This is a genomic window from Caulobacter zeae (assembly GCF_002858925.1).
GTDB lineage: Bacteria > Pseudomonadota > Alphaproteobacteria > Caulobacterales > Caulobacteraceae > Caulobacter > Caulobacter zeae.
The window spans coordinates 352,259-368,252 of sequence record NZ_PJRS01000049.1 but is presented as its reverse complement, the minus strand read 5'-3'; the positions used below and the strand labels follow the sequence as shown (position 1 = coordinate 368,252).

Sequence of the window (15,994 nt, the reverse complement as noted above, 5' to 3'; positions counted from 1 at the left end):
AACAGCCCCGCCCGAAAGGCGCCGCCGCCCGAACCGCAAAAGCAGAAGGGCGGCCCATCGCTGGACCGCCCTTCGCCATTTTCGAAGCCTTGCTCCGGCGCCGGACAACCCGGAACCGGAAGATCCGGGCCTAGTACTTCACGCGCAGTTCCAGCCCGTAGGTGCGGGGCGGGTTGAAGTTGGCGTAGTCGCCGATCGTGCCGCGGTTGGCGGCCGAGATGCGGTAGATGTGCTCTTCGTTGAGCAGGTTGCGCGACCACAGCGACAGGCTGGCCGAGGCGGCGCCGTCAGCCATGCTGATGTCTGCCAGGGTCAGGTTGCCGTTGACGATGAAGCTGCTGTCGGTCTTGGCCGCCACGTATTCGGTCCGCGAACCGGTCGCCGAGGTGTCGGCGAATTCGGTCTGGAACGAGTACTGGGCGTCGGCGTAGTTGGCGTCCAGGTGGGCGCGGAAGGTCATCGAACCGACCGGCTTCTTGTAGTCGATATAGGCCGAGGCGGCGTTCGGCGGCGTGTAGACCACGTTGACCGGGAACGGCGTGCCCTGCGGGACAACCGAGTTGCCGGTGAACGGGAACGGCGCGTCCGGCACCTTCACGTCGGTGTAGGCGTACGAGAAGCCCACCACGATGTCGTCGGTGACCTTGGCCGTGATGTCGGCCTCGAAACCCCGGATCTTCGAGGTGCCCGGCGCATTGCGGGTTTCCTCGGTGTGCGCGCCCTGGGTCGGGCTGCCGGGGGTGGTGTCGACGCTGTCGAAGTCGATCTGAGTGCCGGTGCGGTCCATGGCGTAGGCGGCCAGGTTCACGCGCAGACGGTTCTCGAGCAGGTCCATCTTGGCGCCGACTTCGTAGGACTTGACCTTTTCCGGGTCGAAGGCCTGGAAGTTCTGCGAACGGGCGTTGGCCCCGCCGGCGCGGTAGCCGGTCGAGAACTTGGCGTAGAGGTTGATGTTCTCGGCGGCGTCATAGGCCACGTTGATCATCGGGTCGAAGCGACCCTTGTCATAGTCGAACTTGAAGTTCGTGGCCTTGCCGTTGACGACGTAGAGCGTGCCCTCGCGGCTGTCCTTGGTGTAGCGGCCGCCGAGCGTCAGGTGCAGGGCGTCCATCGACGGCGGGGTGTAGGTGCCCTGGCCGTAGACCGCGTAGCTCTCGGCGTCGGCTTCCGAGGCGCGGGTGATGAAGCGGGTGCCGCGCTGCCAGCCGGCCGTGCCCGCCGCGTTCTTCGAGGTGCCGTAGGCCGAGCGGATCGTGTAGGCGGTGCCGTCGGCGTTCCACTGGTTGGTGAACGGCGTGGCGGCCGATTCCTTCACGTGTTCCTTGAAGTAGTAGAGACCGCCGACATAGGTGAAGTTGTCACCGAAGTCGCCGACCAGCTGGAACTCCTGGCTGAACTGGCGCTGATAGAGGTCCGACAGGCTGTAGCGGCCGAAGTTGGCGTTCGGCGCGAAGACGTTGCGCGACGCGATGCCCGAGTTGTCCCACTGGTTGGTGGCCACGGCGCGGGCGGCGGTGATCGAGCGCAGCTCGAGGTTCGGCGCGAAGCGGTACTTCAGGTTGGCCATCAGGCCGCCGGTCTCGTCGACGCTGGGCTGCTGGATGGTGCCGATGTCCGAGACCGACTGGCGGTCGGTGTGAACCTTGATCAGCGGCGAGAGCGGGTTGATCGTGCCCGCCGGGGCGCTGGCGGCGGTCAGCAGCTCGGCCTGGGTGCGCACCCGCTTGCCGTAGGGGTTGTAGCTGACCAGCTGGCTGAAGAACGGGGTGTTCTCGTCCTTGGCGTAGTCGAAGGCGACCAGGGCGCTGAACTTGTCGTTCGGCTGGTACAGGCCGCTGATGCGGCCGCCCTTGCGGTCGTACTGGTTCCAGCCGGCCTGGCCTTCCAGCGGGTTCTTGGTGGTCGGATCCTGGTGTTGAAGCAGGGCGTCGACCTTGACCGACAGGTTGGCGAACTCCTGGAAGTCCTGGTGCAGTTCGGCGGTGTAGGCGCCGTAGTTGCCGACGCCGGCGGTGATGCGGCCCCCGAACTCGCCCGTCGGGGCCTTGGTGACGATGCTGAGGGCGCCGCCTTCGGTGTTGCGGCCAAACAGCGTGCCTTGCGGGCCGCGCAGGACCTCGATGCGCTCCAGGTCGAGCAGGGCGGCGTTCAGGCCCTGCTGGCGGCCCAGATACACGCCGTCGATATAGACGCCGACGCCCTGGTCGCGGGCGGTCTGGTTGGCGTCGAACGGCACGATGCCGCGGATGCCGATGGTCAGGGCCGACTGGCGGGCTTCGAAGGTGGCGACGCGCAGCGACGGGATAGCGCCGTCCTGCAGGCTGATCAGGCTTTCGGCGTGGCGGTCGGCCATGGCCGTCGCGCTCAGCACCGAGATGGCGATCGGCGTGTTTTGCAGATTGGTTTCACGCTTGGTGGCGGTGACGACGACGTTGTCCAGCGCGGTGGCGTCATCGGCAGGCGCGGCGGGCGCGACATCGGCGGCGTACGCAACTTGCGCCGTGGCGAGCATGAGGGCGGCGATGGCCGCGCCTTCGAAATACTTACGCATGAATGTGTACCCCTTCTTGGTGGGGCGGGGGATAAAACGCCAGCGATGACGCTTCGGCGACATCAATATGTATGTTTCAAGACGTGATAAATTTGCGCCACAGCCGACATCCGGCGCCGCTCCCGCGCATAAAACGCAGATAACAACGTTCGTTTTTGGCGCCGTAAGTCAAAATTGAAACTATTGGTTTTGCGACAAGATTTCAGCGTGGGCCGCAAGGCGCCTTCACCGACTTAGAAATCCCGGCATGAACAGCGATATACATAATCGCATCCGCAACCATGCTTGCGAGTTCTGTAGCATGGATCGAGCTTGGCCTTTCCGCGCCAGGCGAGAGCGCGGCCGGACACCGGACCGTCCTGGCGCGACACAAAACCGTCGCTGAAAATTTGAACCCGACGCCGCCGGCGAACGCCAGAAACCGCGACCTACAGCAGCCGCGAGCGGATCGCCTGGGACAGCAGGTCGATCATCGACACCGCCACAACGATGACCAGGACGATGCAGCCGGTCTGGTCGAACTGGAAGGCGTTGATCGAGTCGATGAGGATCTGGCCGATGCCGCCGGCGCCGATCAGCCCCAGCACCGTGGCGGCGCGGGCGCTGCTTTCGAAGCGATAGAGGGCGTAGCTGGTCCACAGCGGGGCCACCTGCGGGATCACGCCCCAGATGATCTCCTGCAGCTTGACCGCGCCGGTGGCGCGCACGCCCTCGACCGGCCCCTTGTCGATCGACTCCACGGCCTCGGCGAACAGCTTGGCCAGCACGCCGCCGGTGTTGAACATGATGGCCATGACGCCGGCGAAGGGGCCCAGGCCCACGGCGGTGATGAAGATCAGCGCCACCACCAGGTCGGGGATCGAACGGATCAGGTCGAGCAGGCGGCGCACCGGCTGCTGGATCCACCAGGGCGTGATGTTGCGCGCGCCGAGGATGCCCAGCGGCACCGCCACGAGCACGGCCAGCGCCGTGCCCCACAGCGCCATCTGGATCGTCTCCCACATCTTGGCGACGAACAGCGACCAGTCCACCGCCATGAAGGCGTCCAGATCGGTGAAGGCCGAGAAGAAGCCGCGCGCGAAGTCGCGCATGCGCTCCGACCCCGCGAATAGCTCGGGGAACTTGTCGATCTCGGCCGGCTTGAAGCTGACCACCAGCAGGACGGCCACGCCGCCCCACAGCAGCAGGTCGAAGCCGATGGCCGAAGCCGAGCGCTTCGGCGGGGCCGGGATCGGGGTCTCGCTCATCGTCAGTTGGCGGGCAGGCCGGCCTTGGCCTCGGCGGCCAGGCGTTCGGCGCGCACGCCGTCGAGCTTCTTCTGGGCGTCGGCGATCTTGGCCGCGTCGCCGCCTTCCTTGGCCAGGCCGAAGTTCTCCAGCGCCTCCATCTCGCGGACGGTCAGCAGGTGGCTGTCATCGGCCGGCTTGAAGCCGCCGATCGACAGGCGCTCGAGATTGGCGCGCTGCCTGGCGGCCTCGGGGGTGTCGCCCTGGGCGTAGGTCAGGAAGAACTGGCGCAGCTTTTCCTTCACGACCGGATCGAGATCCTTGCGCCAGATGATCGGATCCTCGGGCAGGGTCGGCGACTCCCAGATCACCTTGACCCTGTCGGCCTGGCCGTCCTTGCGGGCCGCGTTCAGGCGCAGGCTGGTGGAGTTGTTGGTGGCGGCGTCCAGCTTGCCGTTGGCCACGGCGAACAGGTTGGCCTGGTGGTTGCCGGTCAGCACGGTCTTGAAGCAGGTCTCGGGCTTCTTGCCGGCCGGGATGAACAGGTAGGTCATCGGCGCCAGGGTGCCCGAGGTCGACTTCTTGTCGCCGATGCCGAAGTTCAGCGACTTGTCGCACTTGAGCAAGCCTTCGAGGGTCAGCTTGCTGTCCTTCGGCACGATCACGACCGACTTGTAGCCGTCGACGCCCGAGGGGTCGAAGGTGCGGGCGAAGACCTCGCCGTTCGAGCGGCGCACCGCCTCCAGGCCCGACTGGTTGGAGAACCAGCCCAGGTCCGTCTGCTTGGCGCCCATGGCCACGATCAGCGACGAGTAGTTGGACGAGAAGAACGGCTTCACCTTCAGGCCGGTCTGCTTTTCCATGTCCTCCAGGATGGGCTTCCAGTAGCTCTCCATGTTCTGGGCGGACTCGGTGGACAGGATCGAGAAGGTCACCGTGTCCTTCGACGCGGGGGCCTCGGACGGGCCCGAGCAGGCGGCGAGCGCCAGGCCGGAAAGCATCAGGCCGGCGATCAGGCTGCGGCGGATCATTGCGGGGCTCCTTCCCAGAACACGTCCTCGAATTCCGGGCCGTAGATTTCGATGAGCTTGTCACGGTCCAGCGCGTCGGCGGGGCCGTCATAGACCTTCTGCCCCGCCTTCAGGGCCACGACCCGGTCGCAGTAGCGCAGGGCGTAGTCCACCTGGTGCAGGGTGACGATGACGGTCAGGCCGTCGCTGGCGTTCAGGTCGCGGAGGATCTCCATGACCTTGCGCGCCGACACCGGGTCGAGCGAGGCGACCGGTTCGTCGGCGAGGATGATCTTGGCCTTCTGGACCAGGGCGCGGGCGATGGCGCCGCGCTGCTGCTGGCCGCCCGAAAGCGTGTTGGCGCGCTGGCCGGCGTAGTCGGAGATGCCGACGCGGTGCAGGGCAGCCATGGCCGCCTCGCGGGTCTCTTTCGGCCAGGCGCCGAAGAGGCCGCGCACCAGCGGGATGCGGCCCAGCGACCCCAGCGCCACGTTGCTGAACAGCGACAGGCGGCCGACGAGGTTGAACTGCTGGGCGATGAAGCCGATGCGGATGCGCGCCTTGCGCACCTGGTCGGAAACGCGACCCCTGGCCTGGACGGGACCGCCGAAGGCGCTGATCGCGCCATTACCGTCGTCGATGGTCTGCAGGCCGTCGATCGAGCGCAGCAGGGTCGACTTGCCCGAGCCCGAAGGACCGATGAGCGCGATCATCTCGCCCCGCGCCACGTCGAGCGAAACAGCGTTCAGGGCCTTCCGCGACCCGAAGGTCTTGGATACGGCGCGGATCGAGAGAACAGGGTCCGACGTCATGGTCGGGACGAATCCTTAACGTGGTTTCCGGCGCGGGCAAATCCGTTCCCTGGTTTGCGGCGCACGCGCAACGGATTTGTGACGGCCGGTGGATCAATTCGCCTCGCCCGCCACGATCAAAAGGGACTTTACATCCTTCGCCTATGCCCCTATCTCGCACGGCTCCGGCGGACCCGAAGTCCTCTAAAGCGCTGCTAACGCCGGCCTGGGTTTAACTTCCAACAGGGGGTTACGTGCATTGTCCACGTACCACACGCCCCTGGACCTGGTCCGTGAGCGGTCACCGGAACGTCCTGTCGCACTCGTGCGACCGGACGCGGTGTCGGTAGCGGCGCGCTGGTTCCAGTCTGAATTCAAAGGCGACGTTTTCTACGCGGTGAAGGCCAATCCTTCGCCGTGGGTGATCCGCGAGCTGGTCGACGCCGGCGTGCGGTCGTTCGACGTCGCGTCCGTGGCCGAGATCGAGCTCGTGGCCGAGCACGCTCCTGGCTCGCGCATGGCCTTCATGCACCCGGTCAAGAGCCGGCGCGCCATCTCGGCCGCCTATTTCGACCACGGGGTTCGCACCTTCTCGTTCGACACGCACGAGGAGCTGGCCAAGATCATCGACAGCACCGGCCAGGCCAAGGACCTGAACCTGATCGTCCGCATGGGCGTGCAGGCCGAAGGCGCGGCCTATTCGCTGTCGGGCAAGTTCGGCGTCGATCTGCACAACGCCCCGTCCCTGCTGCTGGCGGCCCGCCGCTCGACGCAGGACCTGATGGGCGTGTCGTTCCACGTCGGCAGCCAGTGCATGCGCCCCACCGCCTACCAGGCGGCGATGGCCCAGGCCTCGCGGGCGCTGGTTCGCGCCGGCGTGCTGGCCGACGTCGTCGACGTCGGCGGCGGCTTCCCGTCGATCTATCCGGGCATGGTCCCGCCGGACCTGTCGGAATATCTGGCGGCCATCGACCGCGGCTTCGCCGAGATGATGGTCCACGAGACCACGCAGCTGTGGTGCGAGCCGGGCCGCGCCCTGTGCGCCGAGGCCTCGTCGCTGCTGGTCAAGGTCGAGCTGAAGAAAGGCGACGCGCTCTATCTGAACGACGGGTCGTACGGCTCGCTGTTCGACGCGGCGCACATGAAGTGGCCCTTCCCGGTGAAGCTGTACCGCAAGAACGGCGAAGTGGTTGAAGAGGGCCTCAAGCCCTTCCGCTTCTACGGCCCGACCTGCGACAGCGTCGACCACATGCCCGGCCCGTTCTGGCTGCCGGAAAGCGTGGACGAAGGCGACTACATCGAGATCGGCATGCTGGGCGCCTATGGCGTGGCGATGTCGACCCGCTTCAACGGCTTTGGCGAGACCGACACCGTCGAGGTGCAGGACGCGCCGATGGCTTCGATGTACGGCCTGGCCAAGCGCTCGATCCCGATGGTCCGCACCGAGGCCGAGGAACGCAAGGTCGTGCGCTTCTCTCGTCCGAAGGGCGCCGCCGGCAAGCGCAAGCGTCGTCGCTAAACGGACGTGTTTCGTCAGTAGACCGTTTCTGAGTTAAACCGCGCGCCGCGCCCGATGTTAGACAACGTCGGGTGCGGTTCGCATTTGCAGCCTCCGTCGGTCGCTCCGTCCCGGCGAAGGCTTCGTTCCAACGACGGGCGTCCAAAGTCAGGGAAACCGAAGCGATGAACGCTCCCGTTCCGAACACCAAGGCCGAGCTGCTCCAGACCGTGGTCGAGCACGTCGACATCAAGTCGTACGACGCCCGTCCGATCATCGACTCGATGCGCAAGATGTCGTTCAGCTCGCGCGACACCGCCCGCGCCGCCGACATCTTCAACATGGCCCTGGCCGACAAGGGCTGCTCGACCTGGCTGATCCTGGCCGGTTCGACCTCGGCCGGCGGCTGCATGCACGTCTACCGCGACATGGTGAAGAACGGCATGATCGACGCCGTGGTCGCCACCGGCGCCAGCATCGTCGACATGGACTTCTTCGAAGCCCTGGGCTTCAAGCACTATCAGGCCGCCGGCCCGGTCGACGACAACGTCCTGCGCGACAACTACATCGACCGCATCTACGACACCTATATCGACGAAGAAGAACTGCAGGCCTGCGACCACACGATCCTCGAGATCTGCAATCGCCTGGAGCCGCGCGGCTATTCCTCGCGCGAGTTCATCTGGGAGATGGGCAAGTGGCTGTCGGAAGGCAACGCCAAGAAGGAAGGCAGCCTGATCCAGACCGCCTACGAAGAAGGCGTGCCGATCTTCTGCCCGGCCTTCGTCGACAGCTCGGCCGGTTTCGGCCTGGTCAAGCACCAGAAGGAAAAGATCGCCGAGAAGGCGCCCTACCTGATGATCGACGCCGTGGCCGACTTCCGTGAACTGACGGACGTCAAGATCGCGGCCGGCACCACCGGCCTGTTCATGGTCGGCGGCGGCGTGCCCAAGAACTTCGCCCAGGACACCGTCGTCTGCGCCGAGATCCTCGGCGTCGAGGCCGACATGCACAAGTACGCCATCCAGATCACGGTGGCCGACGTGCGCGACGGCGCCTGCTCGTCGTCGACCCTCAAGGAAGCCGCCTCGTGGGGCAAGGTCTCGACCACCTACGAACAGATGGTCTTCGCCGAAGCCACCACCGTGGTGCCGCTGATCGCCAGCGACGCCTACCACCGCAAGGCCTGGGAAGGCCGCGAGAAGCCGCGCTGGAACAAGCTGTTCGGCAAGTAGGCTTGATCGGCGAAGGCCAAGATTGCAGGGTCCCGGGAAGCAGTTTCCGGGACCCTTTTTCTATGCGCCTGCCCACCGTCGCCGTCGCCGCGCTCGCCCTGGCGAGCTGCTCCGCCCTGCCCGGCGACGACGACGATCGCTACCTGCACCCGCGCGCCTTCGACGCCCGCGACCACCTGCCCCCGCCGCCTAAGGAGGGGACAGCCGCCGAGCGGCGCGACCGCGAGATCTTCCGCGCCACCCGCCCGCTGAAGGACGGTCCCCGCTGGTCGCTGGCCCAGGCCGACGCCGACAAGAGCCGGATCCTCGAAGGCTATGCCTGCGCCCTGGGGGCCAGCATCACGCCGCAGACCAATCCGAAGCTCCTGGCGATGATGGAGAAGATGCGCGGCGACGTGCGCGCCGCCGTGGCCGGCCCCAAGTTCAAGCACCTTCGTCCCCGCCCCTACCTGTTCGAGGACGCGCCGATCTGCCTGCCCAAGACGGTGGGCCTGGCGGTGTCGCCCGACTATCCCTCCGGCCACTCGACCTGGGGCTGGACCGTGGGCCTGCTGCTGGCCGAGGCCGCCCCCGACCGCGCCCCGGCGATCCTGGCCAGGGCGCAAGGGTTCGGCGAGAGCCGGGTGGTCTGCGGCGTGCACAACATGAGCTCGGTCGAGGCCGGCCGCCGCAACGCCCGCAACCTGCACAAGGCGCTGAAGAGCTCGCGCGCCTTCAAGGCCGACCTGGCGGCGGTGCGGGCCGAAATGACCGCGGTGCGCCAGACCGCACCGGCGCCCGACAAGCTGCGGTGCGAGGCCGAGACCGCCCTGGTGGCCAAGCCGCTGCTGTAGCTTGCGCGGGACCGTCCGGCCCTCTACCTGTGGCCCATGGCCCACATTGCGTGCGATCACGACCACCACCACCACGGCGTCGCCGGGGATGCGCTCACCGCCGAACTGGCGGCGGCCGAGACCCGCTGCGCAGCGGCCGAACAGCGCCTGACCGCCCCGCGTCGCCGGGTGCTGGAACTGCTGCTGCAAGCCGGCCAGCCTGTGAAGGCCTACGACCTGATCTCGACCTTCGCCGTCGATGGGCCGCCGGCCAAGCCGCCGACCGTCTATCGCGCGCTGGAGTTCCTCGAGAAGCAGGGCTTCGCCCACCGCATCGAGAGCCTCAACGCCTATGTCGCCTGCCGGCGCGAGGCCGACGGCCACGCCGCCGCGTTCCTGATCTGCGACTGCTGCGGCGCCACTCGCGAGTTCGAGCCGGCGGCCACCGCCGATATCATCGCCGCGGGCCAGGCGGCCGGCTACGCCCTGACCGGCGTGACCATCGAGGCCCACGGTCGCTGCGCCGACTGCAAGGAGTAGGCGCGGGCGCCTGCGCGATTGCGGTGGCGCGGAGAAGCCGTCTAGGCTGGCTTCGACAGAGGGCTCGCCCTCGTCCTTCGACAAGCTCAGGATGAGGGCTATTGCCGGCCGCGCAGTAGAAATCCTCTTCCTGAGCCTGTCGAAGGACGAGGATTTCGGCCCCGCCATTCCAGGGATCGACCATGACCAACGCCCCAGCCTCTCTTGGCCAGGAGACTTGGCCCGGCGTCGAGATCTGGCGGGGCGGGGTCAACACCTGGGACTGCGACGAGATGGGGCACATGAACGTGCGCTTCTACGTCGTCCGGGCGATGGAGGGGCTTGTGGGCCTGGCGGCCGAAATGGGCCTGCCCCACGCTTTCGCCCCGCACGCCAACGCCACCCTGGTGGTCCGCGAGCACCACATCCGGTTCCTCAAGGAAGCCCATGCCGGCGCGCCGCTGCACATGCTGGGCGGAGTGATCGAGATCGGCGACAGCGAGGCGAAACTCCTGCAATTGCTGGTCCATTCTGCCACCGGCGAGCTGGCCGCCACCTTCCAGACCACGGTGGCCCACGTGACGCCCCGCGAGGGCGAGGCCTTCCCCTGGCCGACGATCGTCCGTGAACGGGCCAAGGGCCTGATGGTCGAGATCCCCGAGCGCGCCCAGGCCCGCAGCGTCGACCTGTCGCCGGCCGTCCCGCAGGCCAGCCTGGACCGCGCCGAGGCGCTGGGCCTCACGCGTATCAGCCTGGGCGCCCTGGGCGCGGGCGAAAGCGACGCCTTTGGGCGCATGCGGGCGGAACAGTTCATCGGCCGGGTCTCCGACGGCATCGGCGCCTTCATCGCCCCCTTGCGCGACATCGTGGCCGAAGCGGCCGACCCCGCGCCCGGCCGGGTCGGCGGGGCCGTGCTGGAATACCGGATCGTCTACCTGGCCTGGCCGCGCCTGGGCGATCGGCTGGAGGTGCGCTCGGGCCTGATCGGCAGCGAGGGCCGGGTCATGCGCTGCGCCCACTGGCTGCTGAACCCCGATACTGGACAGGCGTGGGGAACCTCGACCGTCAGCGCCATCACCTTCGACCTCGACGCCCGCAAGGCCGTGGCCATCAGCCCGGCGGCGGCGACGAAGCTGGCGGAACGGTCGGTGGAGGGCCTGGGGCTGTAGCAGACCCCGCATATTGACTCAGTCAACACGCGAGAATATTGACTCCGTCAACATCGGAGTCGCCATGACCAGCCAGCACGACCACGACGTCGCCACCCTGCGGGCCTTCAACCGGACCTATACGCGCCGGCTGGGCCTGCTGGACGCCAACTATGACAGCAGCCCCTTCACGCTGAGCGAAGCCCGCGTGCTGTACGAACTGGCGACGCGCGTCGACCCCGTGGCCGCCGAGATCGTCCGCGCCCTGGGCCTGGACCCGGCCCAGGTCAGCCGCACGCTCAAGCGCTTCACCGAGCGCGGCCTGGTCACGACGCGCGAGAGCCCGGCCCACGGCCGCCACCAGCTGCTGTCGCTGACCAATGAGGGTCGAGCGGCGTACGCTGCCCTGGAGACCAACACCAAGGCCAGCGTCGGCGTCCTGATAGAGCGCCTGCACCCGCTGCGCCGGACCCGGCTGCTGGACGCCGCTCGCGACATCAATGCGGTGTTCAAAGACGACGTCCCGCCCGCCGCGACGCTGCGCGGCCTGGAGCCCGGCGATCTTGGCATGGTCGCCGCCCGCCAGGGCGTGATCTACGCCGCCGAGTACGGCTGGGGTCGCGACCACGAGGCCCTGGTGGCCGAGATCGTCGCGGGTTTCCACCGCAATTTCGATCCGACCCGGGACGACGCCTGGATCGCCCAGGCCGACGGCCGGATGGTCGGCTCGATCTTCCTCGTCCAGGGCGAGACGCCCGGCGCGGCCAAGCTGCGGCTGCTCTATGTGGAACCCGACGCGCGCGGCATGGGCGTGGGCCAGATGCTGGTCGAGGCCTGCGTCGCCCGCGCTCGGGCCCTGGGCTACCAGCGGCTGGACCTGTGGACCGTCACGGTCCTGAGCGCCGCGCGGAAACTTTATCAGCGGGCGGGCTTCCAGGTGATCGAGGAGACGCCCTGCCGGCGGTTCGGCCAGGACCTGGTCGACCAGATCTGGTCGCTGGACTTAAGCGCGTAACCGTCCCCCTCCGCGTCATCCCGGCCGGAGCGCGTGGGGCGGAGAGCCGGGACCCAGGGGCCGTTCGCAACCGCTGGGGGGAGGGTGAACCTCGGCATCGCGCCCACCCGCCTGGGTCCCGGGTCTGCGGTCCGCTGCGCGGACCTCCGCCCGGGATGACGAACTGATTTGCAGGCGCGGAAACGCCAACGGCCACGCTCAAACGCACGTTCGTCTTTTTTGATACTTTTGTCAAAAATGAAAGCCAGAGCCCAGATACACCAAGACCCGCTGCGGGGGATAAACGCAGCGGGTCTGGCTATTTCTCGATCATTCGATCTAGGCGGGCGTTTCCTCCCCGAAACGCCGAAGAGAGGGGGTTCTCTGTGGACCCGTTTCTCTCTTGCCCAGTCAGAAAACGGCAAAACCGAGATCGTGTCAACGGCAACGATCTAGATTCCATAAGGGGTTCGACGTTTTTTTGACATCAGCCCCGTAGTTTGGACGCTTTAGTCAAACTAAGCACCGTTCGGTTCAGTAATTTTTGACATACTTGTCAAATATCGGCCGTTCAACCGCCCCTTGAGCGCCTCCAGCACCGCCGAGCGGGATTCGAACACGTAGTCTGGACGCGACACTGTGACCGGTTCGACGCCTGCCTGGGCCAGGGCCGCGGCGGCGGCGAACAGGTCGCCGGTCGCCAGCAGGGCGCCGTTGGCCCGGCGCGAGCCTCCGGCCTCGACGAACGGAGCGACGGCGGCCTGGCCGGCGGCGTCCTGCTCGGCGGGCCAGACCAGAGTAGCCAGGGTGCGGGCGCGGCCCTTGGCCTCGACCACCGACAGCAGGCGCGCCAGGCTGTCGAGCTGCCCCTCGGTCCACGGCGTGACCAGCGAGGCGGTCAGCTGGGCCTGGCTCTTCAGGATCACGCCGTCGGACAGCACCTTCAGCCCGTTGGCGGCCAGGGTGGCGCCGGTGGTGGTGATATCGACCACCAGCTCGGCCGCACCGGCGGCCGGAGCCCCCTCGGTGGCGCCGCTGCTCTCGACGATGCGGTAGTCGGCGACGCCGTGGCGAGCGAAGAAGGCCCGCGTCTGGGTGACGTACTTGGTGGCCACCCGCAGGCGACGGCCGGTCTTGGCCAGATGCAGGTGCCCGACCTCGTCGATGTCGGCCATGGTGTCGACGTCGAGCCAACTCTTGGGCGCGGTCACCACCAGGTCGGCGCGGCCAAAGCCCAGGGCGCGCAGCAGCATCACCCGGCTGTCCATGTCGTCGCCGCGCTCGCGCAGCAGGTCTTCACCAGTAACGCCCAGGTGCAGGTCGCCGCTGTCGAGGCCGGCGGCGATGTCGCCCGCCGACAGCAGGCGCACCGAGACGCCGGGCAGGCCCGACAGCTCGGCCGAATAGCCGCGCGCGCCGCCGGTCATCTCGACCCGGAAGCCGCATTCGGCCAGCCAGGCCTCGACCTGTTCCTTCAGGCGGCCCTTGGAGGGAATGGCGAAGATCATCGGGGTGTCGGTGGTCATTCGCCGCCTCCGGCATAGGCGCGGGCCGGGCGCACCATGCAGCCGACGGCCCCGGTTTTCGTTTCGGCCCCGAGCCGCGCGGGCAGGCCGTCGTAGCGGCCGCCGGCGGCGACCGGGCGTTCCTCGCCGAGGGCGGCGCTGCGCACCTCGAACAGGTAGCCGTCGTAATAGCCGAAGGCCCGCCCGAAGGCGGCGTTCAGACGGATGCGGTCGATCGGCACGCCGCCGGCGACCATGCCGGCCAGGCGCTTGCGCCAACCCTCGATGGCCGCATCGAGAGGGCTGCGGTTAGGACCGGCCAGGGCGGCGATGGCGTCCAGCGCGGCGTCCGGCGCATCGCTGACCGCCAGGAAGGCGCGGACCTTGTCGGCTTGCTGCGGCGACAGGCGGCCGGCCTTCACGACCTCGGCCTTCTCGACCAGGCGATGGGCGATCTCGGCGGGACGGCGACCGCCGACCGGCTCGATGCCGGCCAGGGACCACAGCTCTTGCAAGACCGCGGCGGCCTCGGCTTCCGGCAGGCCGGCCAGCAGGGCGGCGATGCGGCTGCGCTCGGTCGCGGCGACCGGGGCGCCCTCGCCCTCGAGCTCGGCCTTCAGCTGGCGCGGACGCGAGAAGGTGCGCTTCAGCCGCGCGCCCAGCGGCGGGGTCAGGTCCAGGCTGTCGACGAAGGCGGCGAACAAACCAACGTCGCCCAGCAGCAGGGTCAGGTCGTCGCGACCGCCGGCCGCGGCGCCGGCCCAGGCCAGGGCGGCGATCTCCGCGTCGGCGGCCACCGGATCGGCGGCCTCCAAGGCCTCGACGCCGATCTGCAGGAACTCTTCGGCCCGGTCGCTGCCGCGCGGGGCCACGCGGAAGGCCTTGCCTTCATAGAGATAGCGGCCCGCCTCGACGCCCGACGACAGGTGCTGGCGCGCCACGGCGACGGTGAAGTCCGGGCGCAGGCAGGCCTCGTCGCCGCCGTCGCCGGAGACGACGAACAGCCGCGAGCGCATGGCCTCGCCAGCGAGGTCCAGCAGCAGGCCCAGGGGCTGCAACACCGGGGCGTCGGTCGGGACAGCCCCGGCCGACAGGAACGGAGCGCGGATGGCGTCGAGCGCCTCCGCCGGGATGGAACGCTCTAGCCTCAACGGATCAGCCCCCGATGATCTTACGGACGGCGGCGATCAGATCGCCCCGCGGAATGGTCTGCTGGCCGGGACGCTCGGCCTTCCAGGCGGCGTTGTCGGCGACGCCCGAGGCCAGCTCGCGGCCCAAATCGAGGTCCTTGATCGTCACCGTGCCGGCGGCGATCTCGTCGCCGCCCAGCATGATGGCGGCCGGCGACAGGCGGCGGTCGGCGTACTTCATCTGCGGACGCATGCCCGAGGTCCCCAGATAGACCTCGGCCGGGATGCCCGCCGCGCGCAGTTGGCCGGCGACGGCGAAATATTCGCCCATGTGCGCCTGGTCGAAATTGATGATCACGACGGGACCGCGCGCGGCCGAAGCCGGCTCTCGGCCGGCCGCCCGCAGGGCCGCCGCCAGGCGCGAAACGCCGAACGAGAAGCCCGTGGCCGGCACCGGCTGGCCGGTGAAGCGGGCCACCAGGTCGTCATAGCGACCGCCGCCGCCGATCGAGCCGAAGGTGACCTTGTTTCCCTTCTCGTCGGTGGTGCTGAGCAGCAGCTCGGCCTCGAACACCGCGCCGGTGTAGTATTCCAGGCCGCGCACGATCGACGGGTCGATGATCGCCTGGTCGTCGGCGACGCCCAGGCTGGTCAGGGCCGCGTCGATCTTGGCCAGCTCTTCCAGGCCCTCGTCGCCCTCGGCCGAGCCGGCGACGACCTTGGCGATATTGTTCAGCGTCGCGCTGCGACCGCCGACACCGGCCTGGACGAAGTCGAGCACGGAATCGATGGCCTTGCCGGCCAGGCCCGCGCCCTTGGTGAAGTCGCCGCTGTCGTCCAGGCGACCTTCGCCCAGCAGCAGGCGCACGCCGTCGACGCCCAGGCGGTCCAGCTTGTCGACCGCGCGCAGCACGGCCAGCTTCTGGCCTTCGCTGGTCGCGCCGGCCTGGGTGAGCAGGCCGTTGAGGAGCTTGCGGTTGTTGATCTTCAGCACCGCCGCGCCGCGCGGCAGGCCCGCGGCCTCCAGCCCCTCGACGGCCATGGCGATGATCTCGGCGTCGGCCTCCGGGCGGGCCGAGCCGACGGTGTCGGCGTCGCACTGGATGAACTGGCGGAAACGGCCGGGGCCGGGTTTCTCGTTGCGCCACACCGGACCGAAGGCGTAGCGGCGGAACGGCTTGGGCAGGGTTTCCCAGTTCTGGGCGGCGAAGCGAGCCAGCGGCGCGGTCAGGTCGTAGCGCAGGGCCATCCACTGGTCGTCGTCGTCCTGCAAGGCGAAGACGCCTTCATTGGGACGGTCGCTGTCGGGCAGGAACTTGCCCAGGGCGTCGGCATATTCGAAGGCCCCGGTGTCCAGCGCCTCGAAGCCGTAGCGTTCGTAGACGGCCGAGACCGCCTCGAGGATCGACTTCTCGGCGCGCAGGTCGCGGGCGCGCTTGTCGGCGAAGCCGCGCGGGGCGCGGGCTTCGGGGCGGAAGTCTTCGGTCTTGGGTGCGGTTTCGTCGGTCATCGTCGGTCCTTAGAGATCTCTAGGCTTCGACGGATGGCGCTTGCGCTTAAGCCCCATCCGCTAGG

The 15,994-nt window shown here is 68.2% G+C and carries 13 protein-coding genes and 1 pseudogene; 6 read left to right on the top strand and 8 right to left on the bottom strand.

The window, feature by feature from the left end; genetic code table 11:
• Positions 1–130: 130 nt before the first annotated feature.
• From SGCZBJ_RS25065 to phnC, 4 genes are all read right to left on the bottom strand, one after another.
• A complete protein-coding gene (locus SGCZBJ_RS25065; protein ID WP_101720618.1) occupies positions 131–2,551 on the bottom strand; it encodes a TonB-dependent receptor in 2,421 nt (806 codons plus the stop codon).
• 428 nt (positions 2,552–2,979) lie between these two features.
• Positions 2,980–3,798 (bottom strand): phosphonate ABC transporter, permease protein PhnE, encoded by an 819-nt coding sequence (gene phnE / locus SGCZBJ_RS25060; protein ID WP_101720617.1) that lies wholly within the window; start codon positions 3,796–3,798, stop codon positions 2,980–2,982.
• A 2-nt stretch (positions 3,799–3,800) separates the two neighbouring features.
• Positions 3,801–4,808: a phosphate/phosphite/phosphonate ABC transporter substrate-binding protein gene (gene phnD, locus SGCZBJ_RS25055; RefSeq protein WP_101720616.1), complete on the bottom strand. Its 1,008-nt coding sequence runs from the start codon at positions 4,806–4,808 to the stop codon at positions 3,801–3,803.
• Positions 4,805–5,599: a phosphonate ABC transporter ATP-binding protein gene (gene phnC / locus SGCZBJ_RS25050; protein WP_101720615.1), complete on the bottom strand. Its 795-nt coding sequence runs from the start codon at positions 5,597–5,599 to the stop codon at positions 4,805–4,807. The genes phnD and phnC overlap by 4 nt, the downstream gene beginning before the upstream one ends.
• A gap of 238 nt (positions 5,600–5,837) precedes the next feature.
• Between phnC and SGCZBJ_RS25045 the strand changes: the two genes are divergently transcribed.
• From SGCZBJ_RS25045 to SGCZBJ_RS25030, 4 genes are all read left to right on the top strand, one after another.
• Positions 5,838–7,097, top strand: coding sequence for a type III PLP-dependent enzyme (locus tag SGCZBJ_RS25045; protein WP_101720614.1), 1,260 nt, complete (start codon positions 5,838–5,840; stop codon positions 7,095–7,097).
• 164 nt (positions 7,098–7,261) lie between these two features.
• Complete coding sequence (locus SGCZBJ_RS25040) at positions 7,262–8,311, top strand: 1,9-bis(guanidino)-5-aza-nonane synthase (RefSeq protein ID WP_101720613.1); 1,050 nt, start codon at positions 7,262–7,264, stop codon at positions 8,309–8,311.
• Positions 8,312–8,373: 62 nt separating this feature from the next.
• Positions 8,374–9,144, top strand: coding sequence for an acid phosphatase (locus SGCZBJ_RS25035; RefSeq protein WP_101720612.1), 771 nt, complete (start codon positions 8,374–8,376; stop codon positions 9,142–9,144).
• Positions 9,145–9,180: 36 nt separating this feature from the next.
• Positions 9,181–9,663, top strand: coding sequence for a Fur family transcriptional regulator (locus SGCZBJ_RS25030; RefSeq protein ID WP_101720611.1), 483 nt, complete (start codon positions 9,181–9,183; stop codon positions 9,661–9,663).
• A gap of 58 nt (positions 9,664–9,721) precedes the next feature.
• Here the strand turns inward: SGCZBJ_RS25030 and SGCZBJ_RS26310 are convergent.
• Positions 9,722–9,847, bottom strand: a pseudogene (locus tag SGCZBJ_RS26310) (hypothetical protein); the annotation flags it as partial.
• On the opposite strand from SGCZBJ_RS26310, the gene SGCZBJ_RS25020 reads away from it, so the two are divergent.
• Together SGCZBJ_RS25020 and SGCZBJ_RS25015 are read left to right on the top strand one after the other, a co-directional pair.
• On the top strand, positions 9,846–10,811 hold the full coding sequence (locus SGCZBJ_RS25020) for a thioesterase family protein (protein ID WP_101720609.1): 966 nt from the start codon (positions 9,846–9,848) through the stop codon (positions 10,809–10,811). The pseudogene SGCZBJ_RS26310 and the gene SGCZBJ_RS25020 overlap by 2 nt on opposite strands.
• Positions 10,812–10,875: 64 nt before the next feature.
• Positions 10,876–11,805 (top strand): bifunctional helix-turn-helix transcriptional regulator/GNAT family N-acetyltransferase, encoded by a 930-nt coding sequence (locus SGCZBJ_RS25015; protein ID WP_101720608.1) that lies wholly within the window; start codon positions 10,876–10,878, stop codon positions 11,803–11,805.
• Between the two features lie 497 nt (positions 11,806–12,302).
• On the opposite strand, the gene hisG is transcribed toward SGCZBJ_RS25015, so the two are convergent.
• The 3 genes from hisG to hisS are packed head-to-tail and all read right to left on the bottom strand — an operon-like array spanning position 12,303 to position 15,929.
• Complete coding sequence (gene hisG, locus SGCZBJ_RS25010; protein ID WP_101720607.1) at positions 12,303–13,310, bottom strand: ATP phosphoribosyltransferase; 1,008 nt, start codon at positions 13,308–13,310, stop codon at positions 12,303–12,305.
• Positions 13,307–14,440, bottom strand: coding sequence for an ATP phosphoribosyltransferase regulatory subunit (locus tag SGCZBJ_RS25005; RefSeq protein WP_101720606.1), 1,134 nt, complete (start codon positions 14,438–14,440; stop codon positions 13,307–13,309). The genes hisG and SGCZBJ_RS25005 overlap by 4 nt, the downstream gene beginning before the upstream one ends.
• A 4-nt stretch (positions 14,441–14,444) precedes the next feature.
• Positions 14,445–15,929: a histidine--tRNA ligase gene (hisS, locus tag SGCZBJ_RS25000; RefSeq protein WP_101720605.1), complete on the bottom strand. Its 1,485-nt coding sequence runs from the start codon at positions 15,927–15,929 to the stop codon at positions 14,445–14,447.
• Between the last annotated feature and the right edge of the window lie 65 nt (positions 15,930–15,994).

Excerpts from the sequence above, each read along its gene's own strand:
- SGCZBJ_RS25065 (WP_101720618.1), bottom strand. The coding sequence starts at position 2,551 with ATGCGTAAGTATTTCGAAGGCGCGGCCATCGCCGCCCTCATGCTCGCC.
- phnE (WP_101720617.1), bottom strand. The coding sequence starts at position 3,798 with ATGAGCGAGACCCCGATCCCGGCCCCGCCGAAGCGCTCGGCTTCGGCC.
- phnD (WP_101720616.1), bottom strand. The coding sequence starts at position 4,808 with ATGATCCGCCGCAGCCTGATCGCCGGCCTGATGCTTTCCGGCCTGGCG.
- phnC (WP_101720615.1), bottom strand. The coding sequence starts at position 5,599 with ATGACGTCGGACCCTGTTCTCTCGATCCGCGCCGTATCCAAGACCTTC.
- SGCZBJ_RS25040 (WP_101720613.1), top strand. The coding sequence starts at position 7,262 with ATGAACGCTCCCGTTCCGAACACCAAGGCCGAGCTGCTCCAGACCGTG.
- SGCZBJ_RS25035 (WP_101720612.1), top strand. The coding sequence starts at position 8,374 with ATGCGCCTGCCCACCGTCGCCGTCGCCGCGCTCGCCCTGGCGAGCTGC.
- SGCZBJ_RS25030 (WP_101720611.1), top strand. The coding sequence starts at position 9,181 with ATGGCCCACATTGCGTGCGATCACGACCACCACCACCACGGCGTCGCC.
- SGCZBJ_RS25020 (WP_101720609.1), top strand. The coding sequence starts at position 9,846 with ATGACCAACGCCCCAGCCTCTCTTGGCCAGGAGACTTGGCCCGGCGTC.
- SGCZBJ_RS25015 (WP_101720608.1), top strand. The coding sequence starts at position 10,876 with ATGACCAGCCAGCACGACCACGACGTCGCCACCCTGCGGGCCTTCAAC.
- hisG (WP_101720607.1), bottom strand. The coding sequence starts at position 13,310 with ATGACCACCGACACCCCGATGATCTTCGCCATTCCCTCCAAGGGCCGC.
- hisS (WP_101720605.1), bottom strand. The coding sequence starts at position 15,929 with ATGACCGACGAAACCGCACCCAAGACCGAAGACTTCCGCCCCGAAGCC.